Source organism: Pseudomonas sp. UBA5666, from assembly GCF_002420785.1.
Classification (GTDB): domain Bacteria; phylum Pseudomonadota; class Gammaproteobacteria; order Pseudomonadales; family Pseudomonadaceae; genus Aquipseudomonas; species Aquipseudomonas fulva.
The window spans coordinates 38319-55968 of sequence record NZ_DIIQ01000037.1; the positions used below are offsets into that span (position 1 = coordinate 38319).

The following is a 17650-nucleotide window of genomic DNA, read 5'->3' on the forward strand; positions in this document are numbered from 1 at the left end:
GTGATGGATCCCGCTATTCTCATTGAACCGGTGGTGAAATCAAACACCTACGTACGAAGGCCGGACTGCCAAAGAGGCACCCGGCCAGAGCGCCCCTGCAAGCAGCGGTAAAGATGAAATGTGTGATGTGATACCGAACCCCGGAGACCGCTGTGCGCCCCATGGGGCACATCTGGATATCGCTCAATCCTGTACCATCACCGATTACGCGTAACCGTCAGTGCCACAGCCGCAATACGTTCGACTCGCTCATAGCCTGGCTCCAATAATTGCTCGCCGAACACGTCAGGGTCGATCTCTCGATAGACCCAGGAAAATTCAGGGCCGGCCAGTTGCTCGCGAACGCCTTCGAGCAAAGCGTCCTGCCCCTCAACGATGGCAACGCCGGTATAGAGCAACAGTGATCCCCCCACGGTCAGTCGCTTAAGGCTCTGCTCGATGATGCGACGCGACAAGTCAGCCCCAAGCGATCCTCCGCCATGACGATACGTGCGTTCCCCGTCATCAAGCATGTAGGGAGGATTGGCCACGATCAGGTCGAACTGACCCGTCACGTCCTGGAGAATATTGCTGTGTTGAACAGAGACATTACTGACGTCGGCGAGGGCTGTATTGACCGCAGTAAAACGCAATGCATTGGGATTGATGTCCACGGCGGTTACCTGTGCATGCTGCGCAGCCCGGGCGATCACCAATGCGCCCACCCCTGTGCCACAGCCGATGTCCACCGCACGCTCAATGCGCTTGAGGGTCGATTGCAGGTGATCCTGGATCACATGGGCGAAACGATAGCTGTCAGGGCCAAAGAACACCGCATCGCTGGCCTGCGTAGGGTAAGCCGAGTGCACCAGCATCACCCCGTCCAGGGTCGACCAACGGACGGTGCTGGCCAGCAGGTCTCGATGAGTGTTCACTACGCCGGCGGTTTTCATCAGGTCGAGCTCATCGTCCGACAGCATCGAGGCGGCAAACGGCCGACTCCAACCAAACACATCGCGGACGGTGCAAGCCTTCTCGGCGCCTGGCCGGGCGTTGACCAAAGCATGGGTTGCGGGTGTCACGCAGGTAAAATGATAACCATCGGCGCGAAGGCGCTTACCCAACTGGAGTAAGGCTTGGTCTGCGGCTGTCTGAGATGAATCGAGGGGCATCAGTGAGATCCTTCCTGGAGCAGGCCAGTGGCCTGTATGTAAGCCCGGGTCGCGACCAATCCTTCGGGCGTCGCATGTTTGTTGCCGGACATGGCACCGATCAGCGTATCCATGTCGTAGTCCGCAGTGCACGGCCGCCGATTACTCGACGTCTGGTCCTGCAATTGCAGGGCTGCCTCCCAGGTACCCGGTAGCACCCGGCGAATGCGCGATTGCGACCCTGCGGCGATCCAGTCGTGCCACAACTGCTTCTCGTAGGCGGTAAATACACCATACATGGGCGCGGTCGGCCCCTCGATCAGTTGCCACCAGCGGCTTTGCTCGGGAGCCTCGCCTCGGCGAATCCAGCCTTGGGCCTGCATGGCTTCAAGAAAGGCCGGCATGGCGCCCGGCTCGGCCAGCCACTGATTAATGGTGCGCTTTTGCAGACGGCAGTGGTCCGAATGCATGAACTGACCGAAATTGCGCTTGTGTTCCAGGGCCTGGAGCAGCTCTGCTTCCAAGTCGAAACGTGCGATGAGCGCAGGGGTGCTGATCCCCAGATCATTGAGCCGGTAGCCCCGACGGACGCGCTCATAAAAACCCGCCACGTCATAGGCCGGGCACAATTGGCGCAGCGCCTGGAGCGACAGATGGGCATGCCCGCTGGCGGCATTGTCGATGGTGACATGCAGCTGGAAGTAAAATCCGTCGATACCCAGCTCTGCCAATTCGTACGTTGTAATCAGCAGATGCAAAGGCGGCTGTTCATAGCCAAGGTTGTAGCCAATCACTTCGGGTAGATAGTCCTGGCCATACTCGCCGAGCGCCAATTGCAAGGATGCCTGCAAGTAGCGACTATCCTCCAGGTCCGGACGCTCCAGGCAGCCGAGCCGGCTCATCAGGCGCTGGTAGATTAATACATGGTTGCAGCGAGGATCACCGCTGCCCAGTTCTTCGAGGTACGTACGGATAAGACCGTGATAACGTGGATCTTGCCATTCCCGCAAAGCACTGAACAGCCAGGCACCGTCTACAACCTTAGTGGGCTCAACTTGTTGCAGGAACCACAAGGCCTGGGCCCGGTTAGCAAAAAAGCGCCGCGGGCCGCCCTGCTTGCGCTGATCCAGATAGGCCTTGTAGCCCTCGGCCACACCGGCAGCGTGTTGCAAGCTCCAGGCGTCGAGTTGCGCCGGATCATCTGGCAAGTCGTCAGGCATGTCCTGAGCTTGCTCCAATTGGGCATCAAGCCAGGCCCGGCTACTGGTGTCATGGCCCTCGAGCAAGGCGTGGTAACGGTCCTTCAGGCTGGGGGCGACAGATGGGGCTTGGACCATCGCGGCGGTCTGGCGGGTCATGACCGTCATGGCATATTCCTCGTGCGCGTATTATTGATTGGCTTTCTGCCCTGTCATCGGCTCAGGGGCTGGCGCAGAACGGGGTGCAGCGTTTTCATCGGGTTTTTGCATCTGCAAGGACGGCTTGCTGGCATCGGAATCCTTGCCGGGGTGATTATTGTCGCGGTCAAAACAACCGCCGACGATGGTCAAGGCGCCAATCAGTATGATCAGTGGGAATGTGCGCATGGCAGGCTCCTTGCTCGAGTAAACGCAGTGCCAGGCGGGCCTGGCACTGCAAGGCTTCACTTATGACTTGCCGCCTTTGCGGCCCGACTCGCTGGAGTGGCCAGCGTTTGCTTGGCCCCCCTTCTTGCCGGCTTCGGAAGCCTTCTCGCGGTCATTGGCGACGTTGCCCGAATTTTTGCTACCGCCTTGGCTGCCCTGCTGGTTACCGCTACGGCTATTGTCTTTAGTGGCCATGATCTGAAACCTCTTATGACTTCGGAATGCACGGCGCCAATGCCGTACATGAATTGGGAGTCCGGACGTCCGCCAGGATTCGCATTATCGAGAAGGCTTCGGACAAACGGCTTAAACAAGGGTATGCCCAATAGTTCGCGCCCCCGTCACCGGCCTGGCGTTTTGTCCCGTCGGCCCTGCTGGCCACCTAGCCAATGACCGGTTGCGGCCCAGCAAACGGCGAGTGTCGCCCCGATCAACATGGCCACTTGTGGATGGTCCCCGATAAGGTCCAGGCCCCGCTTTATCCAGCCGCTGACCGCGTCACCGCCTCGATACACCACGGTGTCGATGAAGTTCTTGGCCTTGTATTTGTCTTCGGCGCTGACCACCGTGAACAGCATCTCGCGTCCTGGCCGTACCAGGGCGTACTCGCCGGCACGCCGTACGACCATCACGATGACGAACAAAACGAAGACAGGTGACAAGGCCAAACATACGAACCCAGCGGCCATGGCCAGGGGCACTGCCACCAGCAATACCCTCACACCCAGGCGTCGGGCGAGTCGACCGGTGAGAAACAGCTGCGTCAGAATAGCCAGTGCCTGAACGATTGCATCTATGGCGCCGAACACCTGCGTCTGGCGAGTGCGGTCGGCAAAGGTTTCACTGACGATGCGGGCCTGTTCGAAATAGAGGAATGTACTGACACTGGCCAGCAGCACGACGAACACGGCGATCCCGAGCAAATACGGCGTACGCATCACCGCCGCTGCGCCTGAAAACGGATTGCCACCCAGCGCGCGGCCTTCATGGGGGGCTTCGCGGGTCGGTAGAGGGTTAGTCGTACGCCAATGCTGCAACACCCAGGCGGCCAGTACGCTGCCCAGCAGCAGTAACGCCGCGAGCGTCAACAAGCCTGGGTGTCCAAGAGGCGCCACCAGCAGTGTGCCGAGCAGCGGCCCGCTCAGCCCGCCCAGGCTTGCCCCTGCTGCCATTACACCGAACAGGCGCTTGCCTTGCTCGGTGCTGAACAGGTCCGCAAGCACACTCCAGGCCAGTGAGATACTCAGTAGATTGAATACCGACAACCAGATATAAAACGCTCGTGCCACCCAAGGCCCGTCGGGGTGGCGTGCCAGCAACGCTGCAAAGGCGAGCAAGTTGCAGATGAAGAAGCCATAGGTCCAAGGCAGTATGTACCGGCGTCGTACACGGGAGGCCAGCCAGCCAAACACAGGCAGGCATACCACAGTGGCGATGAAGGTACCGGTGAACAGCCATTGCAGGTTTTCGACACCACCGGCAACGCCCATGGTTTCACGCACGGGCCGCAGCATGAAATAGCCCGTGAACAGCATGAAGAACAGCAGGCTGCCTGCCAGGACGGCTGGCGCCTCCCCGGGCCGCATGTCCAGCATCCGCTGCAGGCGCTGCCGCCACGTCACCATGATGTCAGGAGAACTGCTCGATGAGCGCTTGCTGCTGCGCTTGGGTAAGCAACGGGCCCTGCCCTGCCTTGAGCTGGTCCAGTTGACGGTCCAGTCGGCCAGTAGCCGGTATGACGGCGGTGACCGCCGGGTGGCTGAGGGCGAACTTCAGGAACAGCTGTGCCCAGCTACCGATGCCCTGCTCCTGTGCCCATTCTGGAAGCGCGCGGTCCTTGACCGTGGCGAACAGACGACCGTCATCGAAGGCGCGGTTGATCAGCACCGCCACACCCTTGTCACGGCACAGGGGAAGAAGCTCACGCGCAGCGCCGGGGGCATTGACCGCGTAGTTGATCTGGATGAAGTCCAGGGCCTGGCTGCGCACGATTGCGGCCACTTCATCGTGCCCAGCGTTCAGATAGTGGGTAATGCCCACATACCGCGTCTTGCCCTGTTGCTTGAGTTCACGTGCATAAGGTAACTGCTGCTGCCAGTTACGCAAGTTGTGCACCTGTAGCAGGTCCACGCTGTCCGTGCGCAGGCTGCGCAGCGTGCCGGCCCATTGGGCCTGGGCATCTGCGCGGCTGTTGGCGGCGATCTTGGTGGCAATGAAGCACTGGCGGTGCCACCCGCCTTCGTCGAGCAACTGCCCCAGGATACTGTCTGCTCCGCCATAATTGGGAGAGGTGTCGATGACCCGCCCGCCACCTGCGAAAAAGGCTTCAAGCACTTGATACAGCTGCCGATAGTCCGCTGAGCCTGCCGCGACTTCGAAGCTGCCTGACGTGCCAGCGCCGATCACCGGCAGTCGCTCATCCGTTGACGGGATGGGGCGCGACAGCATGCTCGCCGGTGCAGCTGCGCTCAGCCAGGGACTGGCGGCCAGCAGACCGATCGCAGCGCCTGCACGTAGGACTTCCCGACGTCCATACATAGGAACTCTCCGGTAACACAGCGGAAATATCCAATGCTAGTTCTTCATAGACGCCTTGCGATCATCTTGTGTATCTGGATGTTTAACGCTCAGCCCGCAACAGCAGGCGCAGATCCACAACATCGTGCGTCATCGGCGGGCACCAGTAATAGCCTCCGGTTAGCGGGCGGGTGAACTGATACAGAGCATCGATCACACCGTCTTCCATCCCACTCATGCGGCGCAACTGGACCTCGAACGAGGTGAAAGACGTACCCAAGGCCACAAATGCCAGTCCCGCACCGCGGGTGTCAGCCCAGGAAACCGAGCGACGCACCATGAAAGCTTCGGGCGCGTAGCTTTCCTGGGCAGTACGCTTCACATGCGCTGACTCGGGCGCATCATCCAGCTCTTCGTTGTCGCTCAGGCGACGGCCGATGATGTTGTCCTGCACCTGCTGAGGCAGCGATTTGAAATACTGCATGTCGTGCTTCCACAGCTGAAATGCGGCGAAGCTCGACCCCTGCAACCCTGGCGCACCTTCACCCAGGATGGCGGCCTCGATGGCGTCATCGCCACTGGGGTTTTCCGTGCCGTCTTCGTAGCCGGTCAGATCCCGGCCGCCTTGGTGAAGGAAACCATCAACGTGATCAACCAGCGCGAACGCCGGGCTTAGAAGGCGCTCCAGCGCCTGGGCCTGCAGATACAGGTCCCCGCGTTCGTCACCCCGCAACCATAGCCACAGCGCGTGCTGGGTACTGGGGTTCTCGACCGCGGCGTCCAGCAGCGGGAACGGGGTCAGGCCTTCGACGTGAGCGTTCAGCGCTTTTGCCAACGGCGCGCCCACACCCAGTGTCACGCGCAGGCCGTCGACATGGCCCAGCAAGGCGTCTAACGCCGCAGGCACGGCCTCGGTTGACTCGATGGAAAAGAACAGGTGACGCGCGTGCACCGGCACGGGCGTGGCAAGCAGACCTTGCTGATACGACATGAAGAGCGAGTCCTGGGCTGAAAAGCGCGCATGCTACTGCGCAGACTCAGACAGTGCAATGTATGCCCGAACCGGTAGGATCGCGGGGGAACTCGCTCAGCTAAAGCGCCTGTGCGCGTGAGATCTCAGTGACCGGCGTCCCTGTTGCGCCGCAGCTCGCGCACCAGGCGCTTTAGCGGAGGTGCGTAGAAAAAACCGAACGACACACCACCCTCGCGCCCTTTGACGGCATGGTGCAACCGATGGGCGCGGTGTAAGCGCGTCAGGTAGCGCCCCACCGGGCGCATCTTGCGCGGCCAATGACGGTGAAAAAAGCCATCATGCGCAATCACGTACAGCGCGCCGTAAGCCGCCACCCCGCCTCCGACCCATTGCAATGGCGCGTGCCCGGCCTTGCCAACCGCCACCAGTGCCAGCGAAATGACCGCCAGTGCCAGCAGGTAAACGTCGTTGGTTTCAAGCACGCCCAGGTGGGGTTCGTGGTGCGAGCGATGTAGCCACCAGCCCCAGCCATGCATGATGTACTTGTGCGCCAAGGTGCCGACACCCTCCATGGCCACCAGTGTGCCAAGCAGGACGAGGATATTGAACAGCATGAATCAGCCCGCGACGGTCCGTAAAAAGCAAAAGGTTAACCATTGAACGTGGATTTTTCCATCGTACCCGCCGGCTTGTCAGGCTTTTCCGGATGAAGCCATTGTCATGTTTTTACCCTTGACCTGATCAAGGGTCGGGCTTATCGTCCGCGCCGCACTTTTGCATTCATCAACAGGAGCCCTGCATTGGACACTAGCCCCAGTCGCTTGCGACAGGCCCACGCAGCGCGCTAGCCAGTCAGTCTCCCATGCTGCCTGGCCGAGTTGCCAAGGTAGCCGATGCACAGCATCGCCCCCTCCTTTCCCGTGGTCCTTTCGCATCTCTGGTTGTTACCACCGCGCCCTCCTGAGTGATGGCGTTGAAGCGGGCCTGTGCCCGCGGAAGAGGTTTGTTATGGATTGGAACGTATTCTTGCTGCGTGTCAGCACCGCCCTGCTGCTAGGGGCCTTGATCGGCGCCGAGCGTCAACTGCGTCAGCGCTTGACTGGCCTGCGCACCAATGGCCTGGTCAGCACGGGTGCCTGCCTGTTCGTGCTGATGACCCAGACGGTCCCGGGCATGGCACCTACCGATGCCTCCCGGGTGGCGGCCTATGTGGTGTCGGGCATCGGTTTTCTGGGCGGCGGCGTCATCATGCGGGACGGCTTCAACGTGCGTGGGCTGAACACCGCCGCAACGCTATGGTGCACCGCGGCCATTGGCGTGTTGTGCAGCTTGGGGCTGCTACTCGAAGCAACCTTGGGTGCAGTGGTCGTGCTGTGCGCCAACATCTTGCTGCGCGATATTGCCCAGCGCCTCGACCGCCAGGAGGTTGTGCCTGCCACGGAGGTGGAGCAGCAGTTCGAGGTGCGTATCGTCTGTCGAGCCCAGGATGAAATTCAGATCCGCAGCTTGATGCTGCACAGCTTCGGCGAGACTCAACTGCGCCTGCAGTCCTTGCATAGCGAGGACTTGGCAGACCCGGCCCGGCTGGAGGTGCGCGCCCAGCTACTGGGTACCTCACAGGCGCCAGCCCAGTTGGAGCGGCTGGTCAGCCGGGTCAGCTTGGAGAAAGGCGTCAGTTCGGTACGTTGGCAACTTCAGGCGTGAGGCCAGTGCCTGCCGGGGCTAGGCCGGGCTGCCCGCATCCCCATGCCGTACTTCAGGATCAGCAACCGCGTAGCGGTCCCGGCCCTGGCGCTTGGCTTCATACAGGGCCGCATCTGCCGCTTCCAATAGCTGCTGCGCACTCTGTTCACTGCGCGCGGGTTCCGCCACCGCAGTACCCGCACTGAATGAAACAATCCCAAGTGGGCTGCCCGCATGCACCATCATCTCCTTGCGCAGGGCTTGCTGCAGCGACTCGACAAACACCTTCGCTCCCCATACATCCGTGTCGGGCAACAGCAAGGTAAATTCCTCGCCCCCGTAGCGTACCGCCAGGTCTGCCGGACGCTGGGCAGCCTGGCGCAGCAGTTCGCCAACGCGCTGCAGGCACTGATCGCCTGCCCCATGTCCGTAACGGTCGTTGTAGGCCTTGAAGTGATCCAGGTCGAGCATCACCACGCACACAGGGTACGCCTGTCGTCGGGCACGGCGCAGCTCGGCCTCGAACACCGCGTCCAACCTGCGACGATTGCCCAACCCTGTCAGGCTGTCGGTCAAGGCAAGGGTCTTGAGCGTCTGGTGTGCCTGGTGCAGGGCGCGCTCGATCACGATGCGTTCGCGCACCTGGCGCAGGACCACCCAACCGAACAACGCAAGGACCATGACCAGCACCAGTAACACGAGCAGCGATTTGATCGCGTCCTGGCGCCAGGGGGCGATGATCGACTCGCGAGAAAGGCCCGCTTCGACCACCAGTGGGTAGCTGGCCAAGGCTCGGTAGGCATACAGGCGCGGCGTGCCGTCGACAACGGCTACCGCTTCGACCAACCCCTGGGGAGCGTATGGCAGGTGGTGTTTGAAAATGTCGCTGTTGGCCAGGTTGCGTTCAAGCAGCGGCTCGACGAATGGACGCCGCACCAAAATCGTACCGTCGCGCTTGGCCAACACCAGCGCACCACGCTCGTCGATCTTGAATTCTCCGTAGTAACGTACGAACCAGTCGACCTTGATGGTGCCCAGCAGTACCCCCGCAAAACGTCCATCCGGGTAATTCAGACGCCTTGAAATAGGTACGATCAGGTCACCCGTCGAGCGGCTGCGCACCACTGCACCGATACGAATGGCGCTGTCAGGATGGTCGCGGTGATAGATGAAGTAATCACGGTCGCCATTGTTAGCAGCTGGTGGCGTTGCCGACCGGTCCGTGACGAGCCAGCGACCGTGGCTGTCGTAGATGAACAGGCCGTGAAGTTGCGGAATGATGCGTACTTGCTGGCTGAGCAGCCCATGCAGGCGCTTGCGATCCAAGTGCTCGAACCCATCGCCCTCCACCCGCTCCACCAGCGCCGCGCTGATTGAATCGACCTGGCGAATGGCGTCCTCGGCATGCTGTGCAGTGGCCTGGGCCAGATTGGTCACCATGTTCGCGGCATTGTGGAACGCGTCCCGGTAATCACGCCAGATTCGCCAGCCCTCTACGGCTGCGAACGTCGTCATGACCACCAACATGAACGCCAGCACCAGGCGAAACAGGGCCACCGCTCGCCCCTGGCCCGCCAGCGCAAGGGCTGTTTCTTCGTCGGTCTGCCTGGCGCTTCGCATGCACATCCCCTGCACGTTCTTCGTCAACGCAGTTGACCACTGCCACGCCCTGATGATGCAAAAAAGATGAAACCTTTGGCCTGCGCGCGCCCTCAACAGTACGCGACACTGATGTCGCGCCATCGTTTAAGGAGTGAAACATGAGCAATCTCTTCATCAAGCGCGTCGGCCTTTCCATGGTGCTGGGCATGGCTTCGGTTCACGCCTTTGCTGCTAGCTCGGACGACTTCGTAGACGCGGCTACCGAAGCCGGCATCGCAGAGATCGTGACCGGTAAGCTTGCCCTGGAAAAGAGCCAGAACACTGAGATCAAGACCTTTGCCCAGCATATGGTGACCGACCATACCCAGGCCAACCAGGAGCTGGCAGACATCGCGAAAAAGCTGGACATCTCGGTACCCGATGACGCGGCCATTACCGACAAAGTGAAGAAAGTGATTCTGGAATGGCGTGACGAGTCCTTCGACAAGTCCTACGTGAACAATCAAGTCGATGCTCACGAGAAAACCGTCGAACTGTTCAAGAAGGAAGCCGCTTCTTCGGACAAGGCTGAGCTCAAGGCATTCGCTGCCAAGACCTTGCCTACCCTTGAAAAGCACCTGGAAGAAGCCAAGGCACTGCAAACCCATCACGGCAAGTGAGGCAAGCATGAGTAACGACGCACTGAAAAGCGAAATTCTGACTCGACTCAACCATGCTCACCCTCATGGCCTGGGCAAGGAGCTGCTGGACAACTACCGCGGTGAAAAAGCCGTGGCCGGCATGCTGAAATCGCTGCAGGACGATGGCCTGATCCACGATGGTAGCGTAAGTGTCGATGCTGATCATGAGGTGACGCTCAACTACCCGATCAAGCTCTCGGCCAAGGGTGTCGAAGCGGCCAAGCAGGCTGAAGTGGACAAACAGGCACAAGCCTGACGTTCACGCGCCACCGCTGGCAAAACCCGCCCTGATGTGGACGCATCATGTAAAAGGCCCTGATCATAACGATCAGGGCCTTTTGCTTGGTACGCGTCTTTCAGGTGTTCTTCTCTACATCCCGTGGCGGTTTAGCGGGGCCTTGCGGGTCCACCTGAGGATCATCGAGGTCAGGAGAGTCAGGGTCAAAGCCAAGATCATCCGGTTTATCGGCATCGTCAGTCGAGTGAGGCCCGTGCTGCGTGCCGTGGGTTGTGCCTTGTTCGCTCATGCGGTCTTCTCCAAATGGCTGTCTAGGGAAGAAAGCCGGTGCGCCAGAAAGTTTTATTTATCTTCGCCATCCCGTAGCTGGTCTTGACACAGGCGCAGCGACGCTTGGTTCTCGGCCAACGCCCGCTCCAGCGCTTCAAGCTTGAGCGCCTGGTCCCGACACGACGCCCTACTGTCCTCCAGCACTCTGGCCTGCACATCCAGTTGGCGGCGCAGCTCGTCGCTACCCCCCTGGGCCTGCGCCAGCATCGTGCGCAAGCCCTGGATCTGGGCGTCGCGCTGCTCAAGCAGCTGCTCCTGAGCCCGCCGTTCGTTGCTCGCCTGGCGGTTCTCGCCCAGCAGGCGCTCGTTATCACGGTGCAAGCGAGTGAGCTCGTCTTGCTTGACGATCATGGCCTGCTGTAACTGCCGTACCTCGACCTGCATCTGCTGCAGTTGAGCCTCGTGACGACGCTGCTCGTGCTCGCGCTGCTCGCGGCTTGCCGTGCGGTAGTGCTCAAGCGCATCGCGGGCGTGCCGGTGCTTGTCTTCCAGGGATTTGACCTGCTCATCCTTATCTGCAAGGCGCACCTGCAGTTCCCCCAAGGACTGGTTGAGGCTGGCGCTGCGCAGCTGCTCAGCCTGCAACGTACTGAGGGTGCTGCTGAGTTTCTCCGATTCCTCGCGCAAGGCGGCTGCATCGATTTCGTGCTGTTGTTCCCCCGCTGCAAGCGCTTGCTGGGCTGTCGCCAAGGCCACTTCGAGCGCTTCACGCTGCTCGGTGAACACGCTTTCAGCGCGCTCGATCACCAAGTCCGCTTCATCTTGCAGCTGCGTCGCCAACTGCCCTACCAGGCGGCTTAGCACCTCGCTGATTGGCGCGCCGCCCTCGGAGGGCATTGGTTGCTGACCGTTGAGCTCCTTGAGGTAGCGGTGAATGGTGGTTTTCGAGCCCGTGTTGCCTAGCTCGATGCGGATGGCATCGATACTGGGGTTCTCCCCCCTTGCGATCAGTGCCTGCCTGGCCTGTTGCACAACCACCTTGTTGATCCCGCCACGTGCCATGCGCGCTCCTACGATTTCGTAATGTTGTACGTACCATGTAATTACATACTAATTTTGTTAGTTATTGATCGTAAATACAAGAGCTAGCTAACATGGAATAATCACGGCTTATCGAATGTGATACCGATTTTCAGCCCATCTTGAGCGTAATCAGCGCAGGTTGGCGTACACCCTGGGCTCGCGTGCCATACGGCGCCTTGTGCAAGCGAGCTCCCAGGGCCACCATAAGCGCTTCCTAAAAATGCACAGTGGTCCCGCATGTCGCTCGAGAACTACCAGGCCATCGCCGAAAGCATCGCCCTGCTGCTATATCCACACGCTGAAGTCGTCGTCCATGACCTGCAGACCCAGACGGTGGTGCATATCGCCAACAACATCTCCAAGCGAAGCCTGGGTGATGACTCGGCGATCGCCGAGGATCTGGGCGACCTGCTCGGCGGTGCCAAGCTGGGCCCTTATGAAAAGTTGAACTGGAACGGTCAGAAGGTCCGCTCCATCAGTACGGTCTTGCGTGATGAGCAAGGTGACGCGCGGCACGTGCTGTGCATCAACCTGGACCTGTCGGTGCTTGAAAACGCCCGCCAAGCGTTGGAAGCGTTCTTTCAGATGGGGCGCTTGGTCGAGCAGCCCCAGGCGCTGTTTCGTGATGACTGGCAGGAGCGCATCAATACCTTCATGCATGCCTGGCTCAAGGCGCGCACGTTGTCTCTGCAGACACTGCAGATGAAGGACAAGCGCAGTCTTGTTCAGGCTTTGCACGCCGAAGGCGCATTCGAAGGCCGAACTGGCGTGGACTATGTGGCCAATGTGCTGAACATGGGACGTGCGACGGTTTACAAATACCTGAAGGCGCTCAAGGCATGACGAATTCGATGCCGAGGCCTGCTCCGCGCTAAAAGAAGTGTTTGCAAGAATATAGACAACAGGTCTACCGTAGACGGAAATTCCATACGGAGCCTGAAACTCATGTCCAACCCTGCAACGCCAACCGTTTGCGAAACTGACCTCGATGCTCTGTTCGAGGCAATCAAGCATGCTCATGCCGCATTGCGGCCAGCCGTGAGCACAACCCCGCTGACGCGCAGCCAGCCTCTATCGGCAACGACCGGCGTGGACGTATGGCTCAAGTGCGAACACCTGCAACCCACAGGTTCCTTCAAGTTTCGCGGGGCCAGCAATAAAGTCAGGCTTTTGCCAGAAAGTGCACGTGAACACGGCGTCATCGCCGCCTCGTCCGGCAACCACGGCCAGGCGCTGGCCCTGGCCGGCAAGACCGCCGGGGTTCCGGTGACCCTCTACACCACCACGACGGCGTCCACCTATAAAGTCGAAGCCATGCGCAACCTCGGCGCTGAAGTGATCTGCCTGCCGACCGACCCCTTGAGCGCGGAACTGGAAGCGGCCAGGCAAGCCCAGGCCAAGGGTGTGCCTTTCGTATCGCCCTATAACGATCTGCAGGTGATCGCCGGCCAGGGCACCATCGGTATGGAGCTGTTCGAGCAGGCGCCGGACCTGGACGCCGTGTTCGTCGCGGTGGGGGGTGGCGGCATGATCGCCGGCATCGGCGCTGCCCTGCGGACCCTGGCACCGGGTGTCGATATCATCGGCTGCTGGCCCGAAAATGATCCAGCCCTCGAGCAGTCGCTCAAGGCCGGCAAGATCGTCGAGGTCCCTGCCAGCGCTACGCTATCCGACGGCACGGCGGGCGGTGTCGAGCCCGGCGCCATCACCCTGCCCCTGTGCAAGGCCTTGCTCACCGACACCGTCTTGGTCAGCGAAGCGCAAATACGCGCCGCCATGCGCGACATCGCCAGTAGCGAGCGCTGGATCATCGAAGGCGCGGCAGCTGTCGCCGTGGCCGCCATGAAAAAATGCGCGCACCGATACCAGGGCAAGCGTGTGGCCGTGGTGCTGTGTGGGCGTAACATCGCCTTGGATACCTTCCTCGAGGCCGTGAAATGAAGCTGATCGCCAAGCCCCAGATCCTGGCGAGCCTGGACACCGAGCGAGCACTGAGGGCCATCGAAGAGGGTTTTATCGCCTATTCCGCTGGCAACGTCCAGGTACCGCCCGTACAAGCATTCACCTTCGCCGAAACCAACGGGGATTGCTGCATCAAGTCAGCCTACAAAGCCGGCAGCCCCACGTTCACTGTCAAAGTGTCCACCGGCTTTTACGACAACCCGTCCAACGGCTTGCCGAGCAACGACGGGCTGATGATGGTCTTTTCGGCCCACACCGGCCAGCCGCTGGCCCTGCTCCAGGACCAAGGCTGGCTCACGGCGATGCGCACAGCACTGGCGGGGCGGATCGCGGCACGGCTGCTCGCGCCGTCTCAGGTCAAGGCCATCGGCATACTGGGCACAGGCATGCAGGCCAGGATGCAATTGGCGCAGTTGCGCAGCGTCACCGACTGCCGCCAGGTGATCGTCTGGGGGCGTCACGCCGAGGCACTAGGCGCTTACATCGCGATGGCGCGAGGACTTGGCTTTACCGTGCGCAGTACACTGGATGCCGCAGAACTGGCCGGCCTTGCCAACCTCATCGTTTGCACCACCCCTTCGCGCCAGCCGCTGTTGCAGGCGCACTGGATACAACCAGGCACTCACATTACCGCTGTAGGTGCGGACGGGCCTGGCAAGCAAGAGCTGGACCCTGCGCTGGTCGCCAGGGCCGACCGCGTGGTCGTCGACTCCGTCACTCAGTGCACCCAGTACGGCGAAGTGTCCCAGGCGATCGCAAAAGGCCTGATCACAGCTAGCCAACTGGTCGAACTTGGAACGCTGCTGGCAAGCCGAGCCCATGGCCGGGAGTCTGATGACCAGATCACGTTGGCCGACCTGACCGGCGTCGCCATCCAGGATGCGCAGATCGCCGATTGTGTGCTGGCGGCCATCGGCGCCTGAAAGCGCCGGGTTCAAAATTCGCGCTGTACCTGCGAAGGCCGGCGCCGCATCAGTACCTTTCCATTGCGCACCGACACCAGCGCGTGGCCCTGGCTGCGCACCATCTCGTAGTCGTCCGGGGCCGAGAGCAGCAGCAGGTTCGCAGGGCGACCGGTCTCGATGCCATAGCCCTCACCCAGGTTCAAGGCGCGCGCACTGTTGTCGGTGATCAGGTCCAGGCAGCGCTGCAGGTCCTGATAGCCCAGCATGTGGCAAATGTGCAGGCCCGCCTCCAGTACCCGCAGGATATTGCCGTTACCCAAGGGGTACCACGGATCGACGATCGAGTCTTGGCCGAAGCACACGTTCATGCCCGCGCGGTCGAGTTCGGCTACGCGGGTGACCCCGCGACGCTTCGGATAGGTGTCAAAGCGCCCCTGCAGATGAATACTCTCCGTGGGGCATGACACGAAGTTGATGCCTGACAGCCTCAGCAGCCGAAACAGCTTCGAGCAGTAGGCATTGTCGTACGAACCCATGGCCACGGTGTGGCTGGCAGTCACCCTCGCCCCCATCTGCCGGACCCGAGCATGTTCGGCCAGTACCTCCAGGAATCGCGACTGCGGGTCGTCGGTCTCGTCGCAGTGCACGTCCACCAGGCAGCCGGTGCGTTCTGCCAAATCCATCAGGAACTGGATCGACGACACACCCTGCTCACGGGTGTTCTCGAAATGGGGAATGCCGCCAACCACATCGGCGCCGATGGCCACCGCCTCGGTCATCAATGCGCGGCCATCAGGGTAGGATTCAATACCCTCCTGAGGAAAGGCAACGATCTGAAGGTCCACGTGATCACGCACTTCATCGCGGACCTCGACCATGGCCTTGAGTGCCACCAGGCCGGGCTCGGTAACGTCCACATGCGTGCGCACATGCTGGATTCCATGATCGACCAGCATGTTTAGGGTGGTCTTGGCCCGGGTCTTGATGTCTTCATGGGTGGTGCTCTGCTTGCGCTGGGCCCAGCGCTCGATCCCCTCGAACAACGTGCCACTCATGTTCCACTCAGGCTGCCCGGCCGTCAGGGTCGCGTCGAGGTGGATGTGGGGCTCGACGAAGGGTGGTACCACCAGGTTCTGGCCGGCATCCAGGTCAGCGCCGGCCACGGGCAGCACGCCCGCGTCCTGCGCGGTGATCGCGCCAATACGCTGGCCCGCCAGCTCGATGCGAAACAGGCCAGGCTTGCCACGCAGCCGTGCATTGATGATGTTCATGCTGTCCTTCCTCGTCCTGGATCGTATTCGAGCGCTACGGGCCAGTCGCGGCGTTCATCCGCGCCCAGCCCTTGTGCACCACAGCTTGCCAGCCAATGGCGCACGGAGCCAGTGGCGATCCAGGCATGGGGCTGCCCCGTCACGCCATGTCCAGACCCATCTGCCAGAAATCGGCCTCGAGCCGCGAAGCTTGGGCAAAGATCGCGGCCAGTTCGGCAAACCGCTGATCCGTCATGCTGCGGGCCGCCAATGAATCCAGATGGGTGCGTGCAGCTGCTGCGACGGCCTGGTAGCCGGCACCGGCGTATTCGCCGATCCACTCGCGATAGGGGTGCTCGGCCAGGTTGCCGATACGTGCGGCCAGGGACTGCCCGATCTCGGCGTAGCCGATTACACAGGGCGCCAGCGCCACGTGCAGCTCCAGCAAGTCGCCAGCAGCACCGCAGTCCAGTACATACCGCGTGTAGGCCACGGTGGCCGGATGCTCGGGGGCGGCCTCGATGTCAGCCTGGCTCAGGCCCCAGCGTGCGCACAAACGCACGTGCAGGTCGGTTTCGTCGAGAATCGCTGCGAGCCCCGCCTGAGCGGCACGGATATCGGCAGGCCGCCTGCTTTTGTAAGCCGCCAGCGCCCAGGCGCGGGCAAACTGAATGAGGAAGAGATAGTCCTGCACCAGATAGGCCCGAAATGCGGCTTCACTCAACGTACCATCGCCCATCTGCTGCACGAATGCATGGTCCACGTAACTGTGCCACTGCGGTGCAGCGGCCTGCTTGAGCCGATCGAAAATGTCCATGTTCATTGAGCCTCCGGGTAGATGGCGTCGAAGAAGGCCAGCTCCAACGCCACGGTGCGCTGGTGAAAGTCTTGCGCCACGGCGGCCTGCTGGGGGCCGACGCGATCCAGTTCGGCGTGCAGGAACGCCACGAAAGCCTGGAAATCCGCATTGTCGTGCAGGGTAATCCATTCGGCGTGGATGAAGCGCGGCGGCAGGGGCTTGGGCGCGCGCAGCGCCCAGTCCAGGTAAAGGCCTTCGGCGACGTTCAGCACTGCCAGCGCTGCGGCATACGAGCGGGTGGCGGCCGCTTCGCGCATGATGGCCTTGAAGGCCGCCGTGGGCACCGTGTCCATCGGCGCTTCACGCTGCGCCGGGCTGACACCCAGCGCCTGGAACGCCCGCAGGAAGTAGGTGTTCTCCTCGCTGCTGATCATGCCCGCGAATCGCCCCAGGCGCAGGCGCGCCTCGAAGGTGTCGGCACTGGCAATGGCGGCGCCCAGCAGCATCAGGAAGCTGTCCAGAAAGCGATGATCCTGGACCAAGTAGTCGATCATGATCGGGTCAGGCAGGCTGCCGTCACACAGTTGAGTCACGAAACGATGGCCCGTGGCGGCGGCCCATGTCGCCTCGCTCTGGCGGCGCAGGGTCTGGGTGAAACCTTCGGTCATGGCGCTGTCCTTGGTGGAGGTGGCAGCGAGACCTGGACAATCGTCATGAATGGGGTCTCGCCTTGAGACCGGCAGAAAGGCAGGTGGAATTGCACCCCATCCCTTCGCCGGCATTATCCGGATCAGGTTCGAAGGGTCACCGCGCTGCACCAGGCTCAGCGGTTTCTCAGCCCGTTATCGGGCTCCCCTTGGTAGCGGCAAGGTATACCCGACTTGACCCGCGGCTGTCATCCTTCGTGCAGGCATCGCTACAGGCTATTTGCCA

Annotated in this window: 20 protein-coding genes and 1 riboswitch; of the genes, 6 read left to right on the forward strand and 14 right to left on the reverse strand. The window is 61.3% G+C overall.

Translation table 11 applies throughout. From position 1 onward, the window contains the following. Positions 1–197: 197 nt before the first annotated feature. From B2Y33_RS16045 to B2Y33_RS16080, 8 genes are all read right to left on the reverse strand, one after another. Positions 198–1151 (reverse strand): methyltransferase, encoded by a 954-nt coding sequence (locus B2Y33_RS16045; RefSeq protein ID WP_027915602.1) that lies wholly within the window; start codon positions 1149–1151, stop codon positions 198–200. Then, complete coding sequence (locus B2Y33_RS16050) at positions 1151–2497, reverse strand: iron-containing redox enzyme family protein (protein WP_206406022.1); 1347 nt, start codon at positions 2495–2497, stop codon at positions 1151–1153. The genes B2Y33_RS16045 and B2Y33_RS16050 overlap by 1 nt, the downstream gene beginning before the upstream one ends. Before the next feature lie 21 nt (positions 2498–2518). Further along, positions 2519–2716: a hypothetical protein gene (locus B2Y33_RS16055; RefSeq protein WP_027915604.1), complete on the reverse strand. Its 198-nt coding sequence runs from the start codon at positions 2714–2716 to the stop codon at positions 2519–2521. Positions 2717–2776: 60 nt separating this feature from the next. After that, positions 2777–2950, reverse strand: a complete 174-nt coding sequence (locus tag B2Y33_RS16060; RefSeq protein WP_059184008.1) for a KGG domain-containing protein — start codon at positions 2948–2950, stop codon at positions 2777–2779. A 146-nt stretch (positions 2951–3096) separates the two neighbouring features. Continuing rightward, positions 3097–4380: an NTP/NDP exchange transporter gene (locus B2Y33_RS16065; RefSeq protein WP_027915606.1), complete on the reverse strand. Its 1284-nt coding sequence runs from the start codon at positions 4378–4380 to the stop codon at positions 3097–3099. A 4-nt stretch (positions 4381–4384) separates the two neighbouring features. Continuing rightward, on the reverse strand, positions 4385–5293 hold the full coding sequence (locus B2Y33_RS16070; RefSeq protein WP_206406021.1) for an aldo/keto reductase: 909 nt from the start codon (positions 5291–5293) through the stop codon (positions 4385–4387). An 82-nt stretch (positions 5294–5375) separates the two neighbouring features. Further along, on the reverse strand, positions 5376–6263 hold the full coding sequence (locus tag B2Y33_RS16075; protein WP_206406020.1) for a Dyp-type peroxidase: 888 nt from the start codon (positions 6261–6263) through the stop codon (positions 5376–5378). A 125-nt stretch (positions 6264–6388) separates the two neighbouring features. Next, positions 6389–6859, reverse strand: coding sequence for a sterol desaturase family protein (locus B2Y33_RS16080; protein WP_027915609.1), 471 nt, complete (start codon positions 6857–6859; stop codon positions 6389–6391). 394 nt (positions 6860–7253) lie between these two features. On the opposite strand from B2Y33_RS16080, the gene B2Y33_RS16085 reads away from it, so the two are divergent. Continuing rightward, the gene (locus tag B2Y33_RS16085; RefSeq protein ID WP_206406019.1) at positions 7254–7949 is read left to right on the forward strand and encodes an MgtC/SapB family protein; all 696 of its coding nucleotides are present in this window, start codon (positions 7254–7256) and stop codon (positions 7947–7949) included. A gap of 18 nt (positions 7950–7967) precedes the next feature. Here the strand turns inward: B2Y33_RS16085 and B2Y33_RS16090 are convergent, their stop codons facing one another. After that, the gene (locus tag B2Y33_RS16090; RefSeq protein WP_288633129.1) at positions 7968–9548 is read right to left on the reverse strand and encodes a sensor domain-containing diguanylate cyclase; all 1581 of its coding nucleotides are present in this window, start codon (positions 9546–9548) and stop codon (positions 7968–7970) included. Between the two features lie 140 nt (positions 9549–9688). Here B2Y33_RS16090 and B2Y33_RS16095 point away from each other — a divergent pair, with 140 nt between their 5' ends. Beyond that, a complete protein-coding gene (locus tag B2Y33_RS16095; RefSeq protein ID WP_028687519.1) occupies positions 9689–10189 on the forward strand; it encodes a DUF4142 domain-containing protein in 501 nt (166 codons plus the stop codon). Positions 10190–10196: 7 nt separating this feature from the next. Further along, positions 10197–10466 (forward strand): hypothetical protein, encoded by a 270-nt coding sequence (locus B2Y33_RS16100; RefSeq protein ID WP_027915613.1) that lies wholly within the window; start codon positions 10197–10199, stop codon positions 10464–10466. 100 nt (positions 10467–10566) lie between these two features. Here the strand turns inward: B2Y33_RS16100 and B2Y33_RS16105 are convergent, their stop codons facing one another. After that, positions 10567–10737: a DUF6021 family protein gene (locus B2Y33_RS16105; protein WP_169738687.1), complete on the reverse strand. Its 171-nt coding sequence runs from the start codon at positions 10735–10737 to the stop codon at positions 10567–10569. Between the two features lie 53 nt (positions 10738–10790). Then, positions 10791–11780, reverse strand: coding sequence for a DNA-binding protein (locus B2Y33_RS16110; RefSeq protein ID WP_028687517.1), 990 nt, complete (start codon positions 11778–11780; stop codon positions 10791–10793). A gap of 258 nt (positions 11781–12038) precedes the next feature. Here B2Y33_RS16110 and B2Y33_RS16115 point away from each other — a divergent pair, with 258 nt between their 5' ends. The 3 genes from B2Y33_RS16115 to B2Y33_RS16125 all read left to right on the forward strand — a co-directional run bounded on the left by B2Y33_RS16115 (position 12039) and on the right by B2Y33_RS16125 (position 14686). Further along, positions 12039–12644, forward strand: a complete 606-nt coding sequence (locus B2Y33_RS16115; RefSeq protein WP_206406017.1) for a helix-turn-helix transcriptional regulator — start codon at positions 12039–12041, stop codon at positions 12642–12644. A gap of 102 nt (positions 12645–12746) precedes the next feature. Next, on the forward strand, positions 12747–13742 hold the full coding sequence (locus B2Y33_RS16120; protein ID WP_033695114.1) for a threonine/serine dehydratase: 996 nt from the start codon (positions 12747–12749) through the stop codon (positions 13740–13742). Beyond that, on the forward strand, positions 13739–14686 hold the full coding sequence (locus B2Y33_RS16125; protein ID WP_028687514.1) for an ornithine cyclodeaminase family protein: 948 nt from the start codon (positions 13739–13741) through the stop codon (positions 14684–14686). Before B2Y33_RS16120 ends, B2Y33_RS16125 begins: the two co-directional genes overlap by 4 nt. A gap of 11 nt (positions 14687–14697) precedes the next feature. Here B2Y33_RS16125 and codA read toward each other — a convergent pair whose 3' ends face one another. From codA to B2Y33_RS16140, 3 genes are all read right to left on the reverse strand, one after another. Continuing rightward, positions 14698–15939: a cytosine deaminase gene (gene codA, locus B2Y33_RS16130; RefSeq protein WP_059184016.1), complete on the reverse strand. Its 1242-nt coding sequence runs from the start codon at positions 15937–15939 to the stop codon at positions 14698–14700. Positions 15940–16078: 139 nt separating this feature from the next. After that, the gene (tenA, locus tag B2Y33_RS16135; RefSeq protein WP_049695966.1) at positions 16079–16741 is read right to left on the reverse strand and encodes a thiaminase II; all 663 of its coding nucleotides are present in this window, start codon (positions 16739–16741) and stop codon (positions 16079–16081) included. Further along, entirely contained in the window at positions 16738–17385 is a 648-nt protein-coding gene (locus B2Y33_RS16140; protein ID WP_027915620.1) for a TenA family protein, read from the reverse strand. The genes tenA and B2Y33_RS16140 overlap by 4 nt, the downstream gene beginning before the upstream one ends. 82 nt (positions 17386–17467) lie before the next feature. After that, a riboswitch (TPP riboswitch) is annotated at positions 17468–17584 on the reverse strand. Positions 17585–17650 lie beyond the last annotated feature (66 nt).